Annotated in this window: 15 protein-coding genes; 8 read left to right on the forward strand and 7 right to left on the reverse strand. The window is 72.6% G+C overall.

Annotated elements, in window-relative coordinates:
* Positions 1 to 5: 5 nt before the first annotated feature.
* The 3 genes from ABD944_RS15075 (at position 6) to ABD944_RS15085 (ending at position 2,801) form a co-directional block, all read left to right on the forward strand.
* Positions 6 to 1,223, forward strand: coding sequence for an ATP-binding protein (locus ABD944_RS15075; protein ID WP_378187473.1), 1,218 nt, complete (start codon positions 6 to 8; stop codon positions 1,221 to 1,223).
* A gap of 50 nt (positions 1,224 to 1,273) precedes the next feature.
* The gene (locus ABD944_RS15080) at positions 1,274 to 1,915 is read left to right on the forward strand and encodes a LuxR C-terminal-related transcriptional regulator (RefSeq protein WP_345176598.1); all 642 of its coding nucleotides are present in this window, start codon (positions 1,274 to 1,276) and stop codon (positions 1,913 to 1,915) included.
* Between the two features lie 127 nt (positions 1,916 to 2,042).
* Positions 2,043 to 2,801 (forward strand): DUF4190 domain-containing protein, encoded by a 759-nt coding sequence (locus ABD944_RS15085; protein WP_345176600.1) that lies wholly within the window; start codon positions 2,043 to 2,045, stop codon positions 2,799 to 2,801.
* A 127-nt stretch (positions 2,802 to 2,928) separates the two neighbouring features.
* Here ABD944_RS15085 and ABD944_RS15090 read toward each other — a convergent pair whose 3' ends face one another.
* From ABD944_RS15090 to ABD944_RS15105, 4 genes are all read right to left on the reverse strand, one after another.
* Positions 2,929 to 3,798, reverse strand: coding sequence for a serine hydrolase (locus ABD944_RS15090; protein WP_345176601.1), 870 nt, complete (start codon positions 3,796 to 3,798; stop codon positions 2,929 to 2,931).
* Between the two features lie 250 nt (positions 3,799 to 4,048).
* A complete protein-coding gene (locus tag ABD944_RS15095; protein WP_345176603.1) occupies positions 4,049 to 4,504 on the reverse strand; it encodes an SRPBCC family protein in 456 nt (151 codons plus the stop codon).
* A 176-nt stretch (positions 4,505 to 4,680) separates the two neighbouring features.
* Complete coding sequence (locus tag ABD944_RS15100) at positions 4,681 to 5,364, reverse strand: PIG-L deacetylase family protein (protein WP_345176836.1); 684 nt, start codon at positions 5,362 to 5,364, stop codon at positions 4,681 to 4,683.
* 163 nt (positions 5,365 to 5,527) lie between these two features.
* On the reverse strand, positions 5,528 to 6,508 hold the full coding sequence (locus ABD944_RS15105; protein ID WP_345176604.1) for a nucleoside hydrolase: 981 nt from the start codon (positions 6,506 to 6,508) through the stop codon (positions 5,528 to 5,530).
* Between the two features lie 99 nt (positions 6,509 to 6,607).
* Between ABD944_RS15105 and dhaK the strand changes: the two genes are divergently transcribed.
* The 3 genes from dhaK to dhaM are packed head-to-tail and all read left to right on the forward strand — an operon-like array spanning position 6,608 to position 8,635.
* A complete protein-coding gene (gene dhaK, locus ABD944_RS15110) occupies positions 6,608 to 7,603 on the forward strand; it encodes a dihydroxyacetone kinase subunit DhaK (RefSeq protein ID WP_345176606.1) in 996 nt (331 codons plus the stop codon).
* The gene (dhaL, locus tag ABD944_RS15115; RefSeq protein ID WP_345176607.1) at positions 7,600 to 8,247 is read left to right on the forward strand and encodes a dihydroxyacetone kinase subunit DhaL; all 648 of its coding nucleotides are present in this window, start codon (positions 7,600 to 7,602) and stop codon (positions 8,245 to 8,247) included. Before dhaK ends, dhaL begins: the two co-directional genes overlap by 4 nt.
* Before the next feature lies 1 nt (position 8,248).
* Complete coding sequence (dhaM, locus tag ABD944_RS15120; RefSeq protein WP_345176610.1) at positions 8,249 to 8,635, forward strand: dihydroxyacetone kinase phosphoryl donor subunit DhaM; 387 nt, start codon at positions 8,249 to 8,251, stop codon at positions 8,633 to 8,635.
* Between the two features lie 75 nt (positions 8,636 to 8,710).
* Here dhaM and ABD944_RS15125 read toward each other — a convergent pair whose 3' ends face one another.
* Both ABD944_RS15125 and ABD944_RS15130 read right to left on the reverse strand, forming a co-directional pair.
* Positions 8,711 to 9,031 (reverse strand): protealysin inhibitor emfourin, encoded by a 321-nt coding sequence (locus ABD944_RS15125; protein ID WP_345176611.1) that lies wholly within the window; start codon positions 9,029 to 9,031, stop codon positions 8,711 to 8,713.
* A 105-nt stretch (positions 9,032 to 9,136) separates the two neighbouring features.
* Complete coding sequence (locus ABD944_RS15130) at positions 9,137 to 10,579, reverse strand: gluzincin family metallopeptidase (protein ID WP_345176614.1); 1,443 nt, start codon at positions 10,577 to 10,579, stop codon at positions 9,137 to 9,139.
* Positions 10,580 to 10,899: 320 nt separating this feature from the next.
* On the opposite strand from ABD944_RS15130, the gene pcrA reads away from it, so the two are divergent.
* Positions 10,900 to 13,155, forward strand: coding sequence for a DNA helicase PcrA (pcrA, locus tag ABD944_RS15135; RefSeq protein ID WP_345176617.1), 2,256 nt, complete (start codon positions 10,900 to 10,902; stop codon positions 13,153 to 13,155).
* A gap of 31 nt (positions 13,156 to 13,186) precedes the next feature.
* On the opposite strand, the gene ABD944_RS15140 is transcribed toward pcrA, so the two are convergent.
* Positions 13,187 to 14,182 (reverse strand): helix-turn-helix transcriptional regulator, encoded by a 996-nt coding sequence (locus ABD944_RS15140; protein ID WP_345176619.1) that lies wholly within the window; start codon positions 14,180 to 14,182, stop codon positions 13,187 to 13,189.
* Between the two features lie 62 nt (positions 14,183 to 14,244).
* Here ABD944_RS15140 and ABD944_RS15145 point away from each other — a divergent pair, with 62 nt between their 5' ends.
* The gene (locus tag ABD944_RS15145; protein ID WP_345176621.1) at positions 14,245 to 15,414 is read left to right on the forward strand and encodes an epoxide hydrolase family protein; all 1,170 of its coding nucleotides are present in this window, start codon (positions 14,245 to 14,247) and stop codon (positions 15,412 to 15,414) included.
* Positions 15,415 to 15,449 lie beyond the last annotated feature (35 nt).

Consider the following 15,449-nt stretch of genomic DNA (forward strand, 5'->3'; position numbering starts at 1 on the left):
CGGCGGTGAGCCAGGAGACGGCGGAACGGCCGGCGGCGCCGCCGGGGCCGGCGGGCGCGAGCCCCCTCGGGCCGGCCCGGCTGGAACGGGCGGCCGAGGGGCGGCTCGTCGCCGGGGTGGGCCGGGGGCTGGCCGTGCACCTCGGCGTGGACGTGTTCCTCGTCCGAGGCGCCTTCGTCCTGCTCACGATGGCGAGCGGGCTCGGGTTCGCCGCCTATGCCGCGTTCTGGATCCTCCTCCCCGTCCGGGAGAGGTCCTCGGCCGAGGCGGCCGGGCGGCGGCGCGGCCGGGACTGGGGCCAGCTGCTCGCCTACGCGGCCGTGGCGTTCGGGCTGGCGGCGCTGCCGTGGGGCGCGGCCGGGGTCGTCCGGTGGGCGCTGTGGCCGTTCATCGTCGGCGGCGTCGGCGCCGCGATCCTGTGGCAGCAGGCCGACCGCGACCAGCGGCAGCGCTGGACGCTGCCGCTGCGCCAGAGGTGGCTGCGCAGCCTGCTCGGCCTGCTCCTCGTCGTCGGCGGCATCGGCGGTTTCGTGGCGCAGAAGGTGGAGGCCGACCAGGCGCGGTCCGTCCTCATCGCCATGCTGATCATCCTGACCGGGGTCGCTGTGATCGTGACGCCGTGGGTCGTGCGGCTCTGGCAGGACCTCGACGCCGAACGGCACGAGCGGATCCGGTCCCAGGAGCGCGCGGAGCTGGCCGCCCACATCCACGACTCGGTGCTGCACACGCTGACCCTCATCCAGCGGAACGCGCACGACACCCGCGAGGTGCAGCGGCTCGCCCGGTCCCAGGAGCGGACGCTGCGGAGCTGGCTCTACCAGCCGCGCGCCGACCCCGACCAGACGTTCGCCGCCGCGATCCGGGAGGCGGCCGGAGAGGTCGAGGACGACCACAACGTCCCGATCGAGGTCGTCTGCGTGGGCGACACGGCGCTGGACGACCGGCTCGGCGCCGCGCTGCAGGCCGCGCGGGAGGCGATGGTGAACGCCGCCAAGTACGCCGAGGCGCCCTCGGTGTCGGTGTACGCGGAGGTGGAGGGCGACGAGATCGCCATCTTCGTCCGCGACCGGGGCAGGGGATTCGTTCTCGACCAGGTCCCGGAGGACCGGATGGGCGTCCGAGGGTCCATCATCGGACGTATGGAGCGCAACGGCGGCAAGGCCACCGTCCGCACCGCGCCGGGCGAGGGCACCGAGGTGCGCCTGGAGATCAGGAAGTCGTGAGCGCGGCCGCCGGGGCGGCAGCGCGGGGTGAGGTGGAGCGGGACGTGGGCATGAGCGGGTCGTTGAAGAGGGTCGTGCTGGTCGACGACCACCAGATGTTCCGGACCGGCGTGAAGGCGGAGCTGGGCGGGGGCGTCGAGATCGTCGGGGAGGCCGGCGACGTCGACGAGGCGGTCGCGGTGATCCGGGAGACGCGGCCGGACGTGGTCCTGCTGGACGTCCACCTGCCCGGCGGCGGGGGCATCGAGGTGCTGCGGCGGCTGCACGGCGCCGTCTCGTCCAAGTTCCTCGCGCTGTCGGTGTCGGACGCGGCGGAGGACGTCATCGGCGTCGTGCGCGGCGGAGCCCGCGGCTACGTGACCAAGACGATCTCCGGGCCCGAGCTGACGGACGCGATCGGCCGGGTCGCCGACGGGGACGCCGTGTTCTCGCCGCGGCTCGCCGGATTCGTCCTGGACGCGTTCGCCGCCACGGACGCCCCGTCCGTGGACCCTGAGCTGGACCAGATCACCCAGCGGGAGCGCGAGGTGCTGCGGCTGATCGCGCGCGGCTACGCCTACAAGGAGATCGCCAAGGAGCTGTTCATCTCGGTGAAGACGGTGGAGACGCACGTCAGCAGCGTCCTGCGGAAACTCCAGCTGTCGAACCGGCACGAGCTGTCGCGCTGGGCCGCCGCCCGCCGCCTCGTCTAGAGGGGGAACACCCTGCCCGGGCGGGCCAGGAAGTAAACGTTTTCACTGCGGTTGTGAGCGAATCGTAATCCCCGGTTGCCGCGCATCATGATCACGAACACCCTCCGGTGTGGAACAGTCGCTCGTCATGACCTATCCACCACCCGGGCCCGCGCAGCCGGGCCCGCAGGCCCCCTATCCGCCCCAGCCCCCGCCCCCGCCGATGCCGGGCGACCATGGTCCCGGCTCCCCGTACGGATCCGACTCCGACAAGACCAACGGGCTGGCGATCGCCGCCTTCGTGACCGGCCTCCTCGGATGCCTCGGCGTCGTCGGCCTCGTCCTCGGCGCCGTCGCGCTCAGCCAGATCGCGAAGAAGGGCGGCAAGGGCCGCGGCCTCGCGATCGCCGGGATTGTCCTGTCCTGCCTGTGGCTCGTGGGCGGCATCGCCGCCTTCGCGCTCAGCGGAGACGGCTCGTCCGACGACGCCGGGGCCGCGCCCAAGGTGACCCCGACCAAGCCCAAGGAGGTCGACGCCGAGAAGATGAAGCTCGGCGACTGCATCAACGACAACTCGGGCGCCACCAGCACCGCGACCGAGGCGCCGGTCGAGGTGGAGAGCGTCAAGATCGTGCCCTGCACGGGGCCGCACGACGGCGAGGTGACGGCCGTCTTCCGGCTGAAGGGCTACGTCATGCCGCCCGAGGCGCGGCTCCAGCAGCTCGCCCTGACCGGGTGCAAGCTCCGCACGCAGGCGCGGATCAACCGCGACCCGGCCGCGCGGGGCATCGCGAACTCCTACTACTACCCGACCGCCGACTCGTGGAAGTCCGGCGACCGCACCGTCACCTGCGTCGCCGTGGCCGCCGCCGACGGCAAGAAGCTCACGCGACCTCTGCACCGCTGACGTTCCCGGCGTACGCTGGGCGGCCGGCCCGCCGCCCGGTCCGGAACCGCGGCTCCCCCGGTTCTGCGCCAGCCTCTTTCCGTACCGGTTTCTCCGGACCAGAGGACTTCCCTCCGCGCGAACCCCCTCACCCTCCCGACCCGCGCAAGCCGTCGACCACCATGTCGGCGACGTGTTCGACGGTGGACACCCCCGTCTCCATCGTCGGGTTGCCCCCGCTGCACACCGCGATGAGGAAGTCGTGGCCGGGCCCGCTGACGCGGCCGATGCTGTTGATCGACCAGCCGTGCCCCTGGAAGCGGAGCGGCACCCAGCCGTTCTTCAGCGCCACCCTCTCTCCCGGACGCGCCGCCGCGCTGACGCCCCACGCCTGCTCGTCCAGCACGGACCCCATCAGACCGAGGACGTACCGGCGCCCGCGCGCCTCCAACGGGCTCTCGTCCGACGCCAGGTTCGTCAGGAGGCGCACCTGGTCGGCCGGGCTCGTCCAGGACGACCCCCATGAGGTGGGGAACGGCTTCGTGTCCTTCAGCCCGAAGGCCAGGTTCGTCCTCGCGACTCCGGGGCCGCGACCGGCCGCGGAGTACAGGGCGTCCGCCGCCGCGTTGTCGCTCTCCCTGATCATCGTTCGGGCCAGCGCCCGCTCCGTGCCGCTCAGCCCTCGCCCGCCGGCCTGCCGCTGCAGCAGGAGGCTCGCCAGGATGTCGACCTTCATGATGCTGGCGGAGACGAACCGCCCGTCCTGGTTCTCGCCGAACGACGCCCCCGTCCTGAGGTCCTTCACCATCACCCCGGCCCTGCCCGGACGGTTCCTGACATAGGCGCGCACCGCCTGGCGGAGCGCCCCCGAGTCGAACGGGCGACTCGCCAGCCGGACCGTGGACACGTCCCGCCCCGTCGATGAGGACTCGCCCGCGTTCGCGACGACACGGCCCCCGTGCGGCGCCCCGTCCGCCATGAACCAGTAGGCGGCCGAACCCGCCCCGCCACCCGCCAAGAGAGCGAGCACAACCAACTGACGCCGCATCGATTCCCCCGAAACTCATGCGACCCAACCAAAAATGAACGCGTGGCCTACCGGCTGCGTGTGAGCCCTCTAGCCGTGCGCGACTCATCGGCCGCGCACGAGTTCTTGGTCGTGCGTGGCCGGACGGGCTCTGCGGGGCTCTTCAGGGGCAGGCGCTCGCGGGCGCGCGTCCCCGTGGGCAGGTGCCGCCCCGGGGTGCGCGCCTGGGTGGCGTGTGGGCCTAGAGGGCGCCTGGCAGGCGGGCCGGGCAGCCCGGCTCGCAGCGCTCGGAATGCCGCGCCAACCGGCGCGCGTACGCGTCGAGGCGGCGACGCAGGACGGCGCTGGTGAGCGGTCCGGTGCCCGGGAAGCCGTCCACCTCGCCGCGCCAGCGGATCAGCGTGCCCGCGAAGTGCGGCTCCAGGGTGATGTCGGCGCGAAGGCGCCGCTCCGGGTGGCCGGCCAGCGCGATGTAGCCGTAGTGCCGCGGCGGGTCCCAGGCCACGACCTCCTCCCGCCACGACCGGACGTACCGGACGGCGCCGAGCCCGTTCGGGTGCTCCTCACCGGCGGACTCCCGCCGCACCCTGGTCCAGAAACCGCCCCACTCGTCCCATGCCTCCGGCACGCAGACGTGCTTGAAGATCACCTCAGGCGCGGCGGCGGATGTGGCGGTGGCCTCGATCTCACGCGGCATGACGACCCCCCGAGTTCTGTCACATGGGGGTACATGCCCGCTCGGAGGCTGATTACGGCTTGTAAGAGACTGTATTTGCTAAGTGACCGAGACTTGAGTGACCTGACCGCTTCGGGGAGCCTTTGCGAGAGCGGCGCATTACCTGGGGGCGCGTTCCCCGGGAGTCGTGGCGGGGCTCAGGCGGTGTCGACGACCTGGAACGACTCGGCGAGACGTCCCTCGGGCAGCCCCGCGGCGGCGGCGTTGGCCGCGAGCCAGCCGCGCAGCATCTCCGGCAGGCCGTCCCCCATGTGGGCGGTCTGGCTCGCGTGGGCCCGCAGCGCGTTCACCTTCCGGTCGAACTGGTCGGTGATGTCGACGTAGTGGTTCACCACGGGGCCGCCGGACAGCCACACCTCCCGCGCCGTCCACGCCTCCAGGCCCTCGTCGGCAAGCAGCTCCGGATAGGCGTAGGGGTTGCGGGCGTCGGGGTAGACGGCGTCGAGCGCGGCCGCGCCGACGGCCCGGTGGTCGGGGTGGCTGGGGTAGATCCGCTCGTAGTTGCGCTCGGGGCTCGGCATCAGCACCCGGTCCGGGCGCACCTGCCGGATCACGCGCGCGATGTCGCGGCGCAGGCCGAAGCCCACCTCGACCCGCCCGTCCGGGTAGCCGAGGAACCGGACGTCGCCGACCCCGACGCACTTGGCCGCGGCGCGCTGCTCCTCGCGGCGCAGGGCGGCCATCTCCTCGCGGGTGACGCCGTCGTCGAAGCCTCCCGCGTCGCCGTCGGTGATCATGAGGTAGACGACCTCGATCCCGCGGTCCGTCCAGTGCGCCACCGTCCCGGCCGCGCCGAAGTCGACGTCGTCGGGGTGCGCCATCACGGCCAGGATCCGCTGCACTTCGCTGTCGTCCAGAACGTTGGTCACATCTTCAACAATAAGGTCGGCCAACGGTCCCGGCATACCCGGACGCCGTGCTTTCGGCGAACGTTCCGGGTGCGCCGGGTGACCGGATCCGAGGCGGCCGGGAGGCGGCTCCCGCTCAGAAGGTGAGCAGGGCCGACAGCAGGCGCTCCTGGAACCGCGCGACGTCGCTGCCCACGGCCACCTTCACCGGACGGCGGGTGTCCTCGGCGGGCAGCGAGCGGGCGTCCCACACGGTCGTGCCGCGCGTCAGCTCGCCCCGCAGCTCCACCCGCACCGGACGCTGGACGTACTCGCCGAGGTCCGGGTCGACGACCAGCATCGCGGCGAGGGCGTCGTGGATGACGGCGCCCCGGCGCCTCAGGGTGGGGGTGTAGGCGTCCGCGTAGAACTCCAGGATGTTCGCGGCGAACCGGGCGACGGGGGTGTCGTGCGCGGCCAGCCTGTCCAGCCAGTCGTCGTGGACGGCGGTCGGGTGCGTCGCGTCCAGCGGCACCAGGACGATCGGCCAGTCCGCCGCGAACACCAGGTCGGCGGCCTCGGGATCGTGCCAGATGTTCGCCTCGGCGTGCGTGGTGATGTTGCCGGGGTGGTCGAACGCGCCGCCCATCACCACGACCTCGCGGATCAGCGACGGCAGCTCGCCGTCCAGCAGCAGCGCCGAGCCGAGGTTGGTCAGCGGGCCGGTCGCGAGCAGGGTCAGCTCGCCGGGCATCGCGCGGGCCAGCCGGACGATCTGCGCGGCGGCGGGCTCGGCGACCGGGCGCCCCGCGGGCTCGGGGAGGTGCGTGTCGCCGAGGCCGTCGGTGCCGTGCCAGTCGAGCGCGTAGTGGACGTCCTGCGCCATCGGCCGGGCGGCGCCGACCGCGACCGGCACCACGGGCCCTCCCGGCCCGGGCTCGCCCGCGGGGACGCCGGCGGCCTCCAGGACGCGCAGCGTGTTCAGCGCGCCGGTCGTCGGGTCGATGTTGCCGTGCACCGTGCCGACCGCCGCCAGCTCCGCCTTCCCCGCCCGCACCAGCGAGGCGAGGTACAGCAGCGTCATCGCGTCGTCGATGCCGGTGTCGCAGTCATAAAGGATCTTCGGTGCCTTCGTCACGGGTGCAACCTATGCGGGCGCGGACCTTCGGGCACCCCCGGTTCGCAAGATCGGCGATTGGGCCTGGGAGGGGGCGCTTCGCCGGGGTAAGCCTGAGACATGCGCAAACTCATCAACGCCCCGGCGGACGTGGTGTCCGACGCCCTGCGCGGGCTGGCCGCCGCGCACCCGTCGCTGAAGGTCGACCCGGGGACCGGGACCGTCATCCGGGGGGACGCCCCGCGCACCGGGAAGGTCGCCCTGGTCTCGGGCGGCGGATCCGGGCACGAACCGCTCCACGCCGGATTCGTCGGCCACGGGATGCTGGACGCGGCCTGCTGCGGGGAGGTCTTCACCTCTCCCGTCCCCGACCAGATCATCGCCGCGACGATGGCGGTGGACGGCGGCGCCGGCGTGCTGCACCTGGTGAAGAACTACACCGGCGACGTCATGAACTTCCAGATGGCCGCCGAACTCGCCGAGGACGAGGACATCGAGGTCGTGTCCGTCATCGTCGACGACGACGTCGCGGTGGAGGACAGCACGTTCACCGCCGGGCGGCGCGGCACCGGCGCCACGCTGTTCGCCGAGAAGATCGCCGGGGCGCTCGCCGAGGAGGGGGCCCCGCTCGCGGACGTGGCGGCCGCGGCCCGGGAGGTGAACGAGCGCAGCAGGTCCTTCGGCGTGGCGCTGTCGTCCTGCACGGTCCCGGCGGCCGGGACGCCGACGTTCGAGCTGGGCGAGGACGAGATGGAGCTCGGCATCGGCATCCACGGCGAGCCCGGCCGCGAACGCGTCAGGATCGGCACCGCCGCGCAGATCGTGGACGCCGCGCTCGGCGCGATCGACGCGGACATGCCGCTGTCGGGTTCCGAGGTGCTCGTGCTGGTCAACGGGATGGGCGGCACCCCGCTGATCGAGCAGTACGTCGCCTACGCGGCGGCCGCCGAATGGCTGGAGGGGCACGGCGCGACCGTCGTCCGCCGCCTGGTCGGGCCGTACGTGACCAGCCTGGAGATGGCGGGCTGCATGATCAGCGTGTGCCGGGTGACGCCCGAGCTGGTCCGCCTGTGGGACGCGCCCGTCGAGACGCCGGGGCTGCGGTGGGGCCGATGAGCGCGGACTCGATGGACGCGGGGGACTTCGCGGCCTGGATCAGGCGGACGGCCGAGCGGGTGTCCGCCGACGCCGAGCGGCTGACGCGGCTGGACGCGGCGATCGGCGACGGCGACCACGGCCTCAACCTCGACCGCGGCTTCCGCGCCGCCGTGGAGGCGCTGCCCGGGGACGCCCCGCCGGGGAAGGTGCTGATCGCGGCCGGCCGGGCCATCGTGTCGAAGACCGGCGGCGCGTCCGGCCCCCTCTACGGGACGGCGCTGCGCCGCGCGGGCAAGGCGTTCGGCGACGCCGCCGACGTGGACGCCGCCGCGCTCGGCGCCGCGCTCCGGGCCGCCCTGGAGGGCGTCCAGGATCTCGGGAAGGCCGCCGAGGGCGACAAGACGATGGTCGACGCGCTGGCTCCGGCCGTCGCCGCGTACGAGGCGGCCCTGGCGGACGGCTCCGGCCTCGCCGGATGCGCGCGGGCCGCCGCCGAGGCCGCCGCGAAGGGCGCGGACGGCACCGTCCCGATGCGGGCGCGCAAGGGCCGGGCGAGCTACCTGGGCGAGCGCAGCGAGGGGCACATGGACCCCGGCGCGTCGTCCACCGCCCTGGTGCTCGAAGCCCTCGCCGACGTCGCGGAATCCGCGGGGGTGGCGTGACATGGTCGGCATCGTCATCATCTCCCACAGCCGGACGCTCGCCGAGGGCGTCGCCGAGGTCGCCCGCGCCATGGGCGTCGGCAAGGCCGTCGTCGAACCCGCCGGGGGAGATTCCGAAGGGCGTCTCGGGACGAGCATCGACCTCGTCGAGCAGGCGGTCGCCGCCGCGAACGGGGGCGACGGCGTCGTGCTGCTCGCCGACCTCGGCAGTTCCGTGCTGACCGCCAAGATGCTCATCGAGGACGCCGAGGGCGACGACGTCCTGCTCGCGGACGCCCCGCTGGTCGAGGGCGCCGTCGCCGCCGCGTCCATGGCCGCGACCGGCGCGGACCTCGCCGCGGTCCACGCCGCGGCCGAATCCGCCCGCGACCACCGCAAGACGAGCTGACCCCGCGTCCGTGCCGGGCCGGCGACGCCCCGGCCTCACCGCGGCGCCGCGCGGCCGGGACGTGCAGCGGGTTCGTCAAGGGGTGGCGTCGGGGCCTTCGAGGAGGGTGCCCAGGACGGAGGCGACCCCGGCGGTCGGGTCGCCCCGCACCTCGTAGACGCGCGGCTCCCCCTCCGCCCCGTACTCCTCGGCTCCGTCCCCGGACACCGTGATCCGGTAAGCGGGAAGGTCGGCGCCGATCTCGCCGGACTCGCCCCGGGCGTGCGCGGCGGCCAGCGCGTCCACGGCGTCGCGGACGCGGCCGGCCTGTCCGGCGGGGAGGGTCGCGGTGTCGTACTGCGCGACGACGGCGCTCTGGCCGGTGAAACCGCCGGTGCTCTCGATCGTCACGCGCATCCCGCGCACCTCCCCGTCGACTGGCCTGCTCCTTGCTCGCTACCCGCTCGCCGCGGGTCGCTACCTCCCGAACGGTGCCGCCCGGCGACCGCCTGGCCGGTGCCGCTAGCCGAACGTGCTGCGCAGCTCGTCCAGCTGGCTCCGGAGGATGTCGTCGTTGTCCAGCGGACCGCCCTGGGCCAGCTTCTCCTCAGGGACGAGCCGGTACTCGGGCATCTGCATGGTGCCGCAGCAGCGCGACCGGTCCTGGGCGGCCAGCAGGCTCGCCGAGTTCTCGTCGTGCGGCTCGACCTCGGTGACGTCCTGGCCGTCCCCGGTGTACGCGGCCTCGGTCATCGCCATCTGCCCGCTCATCAGGTCGCGCAGCGGCGTCGCCGCCGTCGTGATCTCCCGGACGGCGAACCGGTTGCGGATGAACGTCCGGTAGACGGCCGGGTCGCCGCGGCTCGCCGAGGCCTGGAGCATCCTGTTCGCCACGTCCACGTACCGGGCGCCGGTCGCGGGGGACGCGACGATCGCGTCGAACACGAGCTTGCACAGCGCGGACGCGGTCTCGATCAGCACGATCGTCGCGTCCTTCGTGCGCTGCTGCCGGCTCATCTCGAAGGTGTAGACGTCGGCGAGGATGTCGTAGATCGCGCCGGTGAACACCTGCGAGATCGCGTGCACCTCGTTGCCGACCTCGCTGAGCTTGAGGTCGTTGTCGGCGTTGCGGAGCCCGGACGGCATGCCGAGCGCCTGGCCGAACTGCTCGGCCAGCTCCGCCAGGAACGACCTGTCGTGCAGGTTCGCCTTGGTGAGCGCGACGAGCGCGTCCGCCTGGTCCGGCTGCGCCAGGGCCAGGAAGATCGCCGTGATGTCGCCGAACGACTCGTGCAGCCCGCCGGTCTGCGGCGGCGCGTCCGCCGACAGCCAGCCGGGCTTGAGGCCGTCCAGGACCGCGTGGCCCGTCTCGTGCGCGACGATGTCGAGGGACTGGCACGTGTAGAGCACGTTCTGCGGAGGCTGTCCCTTCGGCGTGAAGAAGAGGAACTTCAACGCCTTGGCCGTCCGCGTGTAGAACGCGTTCGCGCCCTCGGCGGCATGCGGAAAGACGGTGATGCGCTCGGTGTTGCCCCCGACGTTCCACGCGAACGGGATCGGGACCCCGCCGTTGTGGCGCTCGTACATGGCGATCGTCTCCCGGACCACCGCGAACGTGTGCGCGCAGTCGAACTGCGGGGTCCCGGGAGTGAACACGAAGTCGCCGTCGATGTTGCGGGCGACCGGGGTGACGCCCGGCAACTCGGTCTGGACGCGCACGTCCATCGGGCCGTTCAGCACCACGGTCGGGATGTAGGTCAGCCGCGCGCCGAGCTCGGTGACCGACGGGTCCTGCTTGTAGATCAGGAACCTGTGGCCGGGCTGCGCCGGCACGGGAACCGGCACCGGGCGCGGGACGGAACGCGGAACCGGCGGAGCCGCCGCCTGGGACGCGCGTCCCGTCCACTGCGCGGGTACGACGATCTCGGCGTCGAGTTGCGTCTGGAGTTCCTGCTGGTGGGTCATCGAAGCCACCTCCCCTGTGACAGTGCGCGAGTCCCTGCTGACTCTGCGCCGCTGTGCGCGGACATGCGGGGATGCAAATAAGGGCCTTGCACTCCGAGTACGGGCCGGAGCCCGATCGGTGTCCGCCTCATCTTCAACGTCCGCCGGAACGTGAGATCGAGTCAACCCACCGTGTCCAAAAGGCATCCCATCTGTCCACATGCTGCCGCCGGGCCCCCGGGCGAGTTCGGAAGAGGTGCGGAGGTGGTACGGCCCGGCCGGACACCCCGGCTCGGCGGACGCGCCGAAAACGTCCGCGCAGCGCCGTAGACTCGCACGTGATGTCGAAGACCGAAGCTCACCCCTTGCTGGACGGCCTCAACCCGCAGCAGCGCGCCGCCGTCGTGCACTCCGGCAGCCCCCTGCTGATCGTCGCCGGCGCAGGCTCGGGCAAGACCCGGGTGCTCACCCACCGCATCGCCCACCTGCTCGGCGAGCGGGAGGTGCACCCCGGCCAGATCCTGGCGATCACCTTCACCAACAAGGCCGCCGCCGAGATGAAGGAGCGGGTCGACGCCCTCGTCGGGCCGCGCTCGCGGGCCATGTGGGTGATGACGTTCCACTCCGCGTGCGTCCGGATCCTGCGCCGCGAGGCCAAGCGCCTCGGCTTCCCCACGAGCTTCTCGATCTACGACCAGGCCGACGCGAACCGGCTGATGGCGCTCGTCTGCCGGGAGCTCGACCTCGATCCCAAGCGCTACCCGCCGAAGTCGTTCAGCGCCCAGGTCTCCAACCTGAAGAACGAGCTGATCGACTACGAGACGTTCAAGGCGCGGGCGTCCACGCACATGGAGCAGACGCTCGCCGAGGCCTACGAGATGTACCAGGCGCGGCTCCAGCAGGCCGGCGCCATGGACTTCGACGACCTGATCATGATGACGGTCAACCTGCTGCAGGTGTTCCCGGAGGCCGCCGAGCACTACCGGCGCCGCTTCCGGCACGTCCTGGTGGACGAGTACCAGGACACCAACCACGCGCAGTACGAGCTCGTCCGCGAGCTGACCGCGCCGGTGGAGGGCGTCGGGGCCGCCGAGCTGTGCGTCGTCGGCGACGCCGACCAGTCGATCTACGCCTTCCGCGGCGCGACCATCCGCAACATCCTCGAGTTCGAGCGCGACTACACCGACGCCACCACGATCCTGCTGGAGCAGAACTACCGCTCCACGCAGACGATCCTGTCCGCCGCCAACGCCGTCATCGAGCGCAACGCCGACCGCAAGCCCAAGAAGCTCTGGTCCGACCAGGGCGAGGGCCACAAGATCACCGGTTATGTGGCCGACAACGAGCACGACGAGGCCGCGTTCGTCGCCCGCGAGGTCGACCGGCTCACCGATGACGGCGAGGCCCGTCCCGGCGACGTCGCCATCTTCTACCGCACCAACGCGCAGTCCCGTGTCTTCGAAGAGGTCTTCATCCGGGTCGGGCTGCCGTACAAGGTCGTCGGCGGCGTCCGGTTCTACGAGCGCAAGGAGATCCGCGACGCGCTCGCCTACCTGCGCTGCCTCGCCAACCCCGAGGACACCGTCTCCCTGCGCCGCATCCTGAACGTCCCCAAGCGGGGCATCGGCGACCGCGCCGAGGCCTGCGTCGAGGCGTACGCGTCCCGCGAGCGCATCTCGTTCTGGCAGGCCCTCCGGACGCCCGAGGACGTCCCCGGCATGGCGACCCGCTCGCTCAACGCCGTCCGCGACTTCGTCGCCCTGCTGGACGAGCTGCGCGCCGCCGCCGAGTCGCTCGCCCCCGCCGACCTGATCGCCGAGGTGCTGAAGGCCAGCGGCTACCTGGCCGAGCTCCAGGCGTCCAAGGACCCGCAGGACGAGACCCGCATCGAGAACCTCCAGGAGCTCGAAGCCGTCGCCCGCGAGTTCGAAGAGCGCCTCGACGGGGAGTCCGCCGAGGGCCGCCTTCCCGAGTTCCTGGAGCAGGTCGCCCTCGTCGCCGACGCCGACTCCATTCCCGGGGGCGCGAAGGGCGGGCCCGTGCCGCCGGGAGAGCAGCCCGAAGAAAGTGAGCACGGCGTCGTCACCCTGATGACGCTGCACACCGCGAAGGGCCTCGAATTCCCGGTCGTCTTCCTCACCGGCATGGAGGACGGGGTCTTCCCGCACCTGCGCGCCATGAGCAACCCCAAGGAGCTCGAAGAGGAACGCCGTCTCGCCTACGTCGGCATCACCCGCGCCCGGCAGCGCCTCTACGTCTCCCGGGCCACGATGCGCAGTTCGTGGGGAGCGCCTCAGGTCAACCCGCCGTCCCGCTTCCTCGGCGAGGTCCCGAAATCCCTCGTCGAATGGGAACGCGAGGCGTCCTCCACGTCCGGTTCCGCCATGTCGCGGATGGCGGAACGCCCGGGAACCCGCTCACCGGGAAACCGTCCGGTCCCGTCCCTGTCGCCAGGCGACAAGGTCACCCACGACGCTTTCGGGCTGGGCACCGTCGTCTCCGTCTACGACAAGGGCGAGAAGGCCAGCGTTGACTTCGGCGGCGACTACGGCGTCCGCACCCTGGTCCTTCGCTTCGCCACCATCGAGAAGCTCTGACCCCAGCTTCCGGCGGCGCGAGGCAGGGCGCCTACGCCGGTGACGTTCCCGGTGTGCCCGCGCTGGGGCCGGGGGCGGTGGCGCGGGTGTAGCGGGCGGCGAGGGCGCGCAGATGGTCGGCGAGTTCGGGGTTCGCGGTCTCGTCGATCCGGAAGTCGGCGCCCAGCATGCCCAGGTAGACGGTGAGCATGGACGGGTCGTCGGAGCCGACCTCCACGACGCAGGTGTCGTCTTCGCCGGGTTCGACCGTGATGCCGGCGGGCAGCCGAGCCGCGATCTCGGTGGCCGGCGCGTTGACCACGACCCGCGCTCTGTAGGCCCACGTGGCCTGCGCGAGGCCGGAGGCGAGGCGGGTCGTGACGTCCTCGTCCGGCATGTCCCGGGGCGTGAACCGGGGGCCGGCGGGCGGACGCAGGACGACGCGGTCGACGCGGAAGGTGCGCCAGTCGTCCCGCTCCAGGTCCCAGGCGAGGAGGTACCAGCGGCGGCCGGAGGCGACCAGGCGGTGCGGTTCGGTCACGCGGGGCCCGGTCGCGCCGCCGTGCGTGCGGTAGTCGAAGCGCAGGCGCTCGTGGTCCCGGCAGGCGGCGGCGATCGCGGTCAGGACGGCCGCGTCCACCGGCGGCTGCGAGCCGGGCAGCGCGACCGTCGCCGAGGCGAGCGCGCCGACGCGGCGGCGCAGCCGCGACGGCAGGAGGCGCTCCAGCTTGGCGAGCGCGCGGACCGAGCTCTCCTCGATGCCGGAGACCGCGCCGGTCGCCGCCGTCCGGAGCCCGATCGCCACCGCGACCGCCTCGTCGTCGTCGAACAGCAGCGGCGGCAGCACGGCGGCCGTGCCGAGGCTGTAGCCGCCTCCGACCCCCGGGGCCGCGTCCACCGGATACCCGAGCTCCCGCAGGCGCTCGATGTCGTTGCGGACGGTCCGGGTGGTGACGTCGAGGCGTTCCGCCAGCTCGGGCCCGGTCCAGTCGCGCCGGGCCTGGAGGAGGGACAGCAGCCGGAGCAGCCGGACCGAGGTTCGCATCATCGCTCCATGATGCCGCGAATCGCGGAACGATCTGTTCCGCATTGGCCCGTAGCGTGTTTCCCATGACGAACGACATCCGTCCTTTCCGCATCGACGTCCCGGCCGCCGAGATCGAGGACCTGCGAGCCCGGATCTCCGCGACGCGCTGGCCGGCGGCCGTGGGGGTGGACGACTGGAGCCGCGGCGTGCCGGCCGGATACCTGCGGGAACTCGCCGAGTACTGGGCCGCCGGGTTCGACTGGCGGGCGCAGGAGGCGGCGCTGAACGAGATCCCGCAGTTCACGACCGAGATCGACGGCCAGACGATCCACTTCTTCCACGCGCGGTCGCCGGAGCCGGGCGCGCTCCCGATCGTGCTCACGCACGGCTGGCCCAGTTCGCCGGTCGAGTTCATGAAGGCCGTCGGGCCGCTGACCGATCCCCGCTCCCACGGCGGCGATCCCCGCGACGCCTTCCACGTCGTCCTGCCCTCGCTTCCGGGCTACGGATACTCCAACCCGATCGGCGAGGCGGGCTTCAACCTCTTCGGCGTCGCGCGGATGTGGGCGGAACTGATGCGCCGCCTCGGATACGAGCGGTACGTCGCGCAGGGAACGGACGTCGGCTCGGGGGTGGCGGGGATGCTCCCCCTGGTCGCTCCGGGGCAGGTCGCCGGCGTCCACCTGTCCGGGACGGGCGCTGCCCCGCCGTTCGGGCCCGCCCTTGAGCCGGAGCGGTTCTCGGGAGCGGACCGGGCCCGGGCGCGGAAGTTCAACGAGTTCAGGGAGGAGGGGACCGGTTACCTGGCCCTGCAGTCGACGCGACCGCAGACGCTGGCGTACTCCCTGAACGATTCGCCGGTCGGCCAGCTGGCCTGGATCGTGGAGAAGGTGCGCGAGTGGACGGACCCGGCGATCGACCTCCCCGACGCGGCGGTGGACCGGGACCAGCTTCTCGCCAACGTGAGCCTCTACTGGTTCACGGGCTCCGGCGCGTCCTCCGCGCACGCCGTCTACGACGGCATGCGGGCATGGAAGGCCTTCGCGGCGCAGCAGAGCGGGCCCGCCCCGAAGCCGGATGTGCCGGTGGGGGTCGCGGTCTTCGCCGCGGACACCACCATCCGCTCCCTGATGGACCCGGACGGCTCTGTCGGGCACTGGTCGGAGTATGACCGGGGCGGCCATTTCGCGGCCATGGAGGTGCCGGAGCTGCTGGTGGAGGACGTCCGGCTCTTCAGCCGTTCGCTCAGGTGAGGCCGCCGCGCCGGGGCGGCAGTGCGTACGGCCGG

Origin of the sequence: Actinomadura verrucosospora (assembly GCF_039540335.1) — a bacterium.
GTDB lineage: Bacteria > Actinomycetota > Actinomycetes > Streptosporangiales > Streptosporangiaceae > Spirillospora > Spirillospora verrucosospora.

Coding starts and splice junctions, on each gene's coding strand:
- ABD944_RS15080 (WP_345176598.1), top strand. CDS start 1,274: ATGAGCGGGTCGTTGAAGAGGGTCGTGCTGGTCGACGACCACCAGATG.
- ABD944_RS15085 (WP_345176600.1), top strand. CDS start 2,043: ATGACCTATCCACCACCCGGGCCCGCGCAGCCGGGCCCGCAGGCCCCC.
- ABD944_RS15095 (WP_345176603.1), bottom strand. CDS start 4,504: ATGCCGCGTGAGATCGAGGCCACCGCCACATCCGCCGCCGCGCCTGAG.
- ABD944_RS15100 (WP_345176836.1), bottom strand. CDS start 5,364: ATGGCGCACCCCGACGACGTCGACTTCGGCGCGGCCGGGACGGTGGCG.
- dhaK (WP_345176606.1), top strand. CDS start 6,608: ATGCGCAAACTCATCAACGCCCCGGCGGACGTGGTGTCCGACGCCCTG.
- dhaL (WP_345176607.1), top strand. CDS start 7,600: ATGAGCGCGGACTCGATGGACGCGGGGGACTTCGCGGCCTGGATCAGG.
- dhaM (WP_345176610.1), top strand. CDS start 8,249: ATGGTCGGCATCGTCATCATCTCCCACAGCCGGACGCTCGCCGAGGGC.
- ABD944_RS15125 (WP_345176611.1), bottom strand. CDS start 9,031: ATGCGCGTGACGATCGAGAGCACCGGCGGTTTCACCGGCCAGAGCGCC.
- ABD944_RS15130 (WP_345176614.1), bottom strand. CDS start 10,579: ATGACCCACCAGCAGGAACTCCAGACGCAACTCGACGCCGAGATCGTC.
- pcrA (WP_345176617.1), top strand. CDS start 10,900: ATGTCGAAGACCGAAGCTCACCCCTTGCTGGACGGCCTCAACCCGCAG.
- ABD944_RS15140 (WP_345176619.1), bottom strand. CDS start 14,182: ATGATGCGAACCTCGGTCCGGCTGCTCCGGCTGCTGTCCCTCCTCCAG.
- ABD944_RS15145 (WP_345176621.1), top strand. CDS start 14,245: ATGACGAACGACATCCGTCCTTTCCGCATCGACGTCCCGGCCGCCGAG.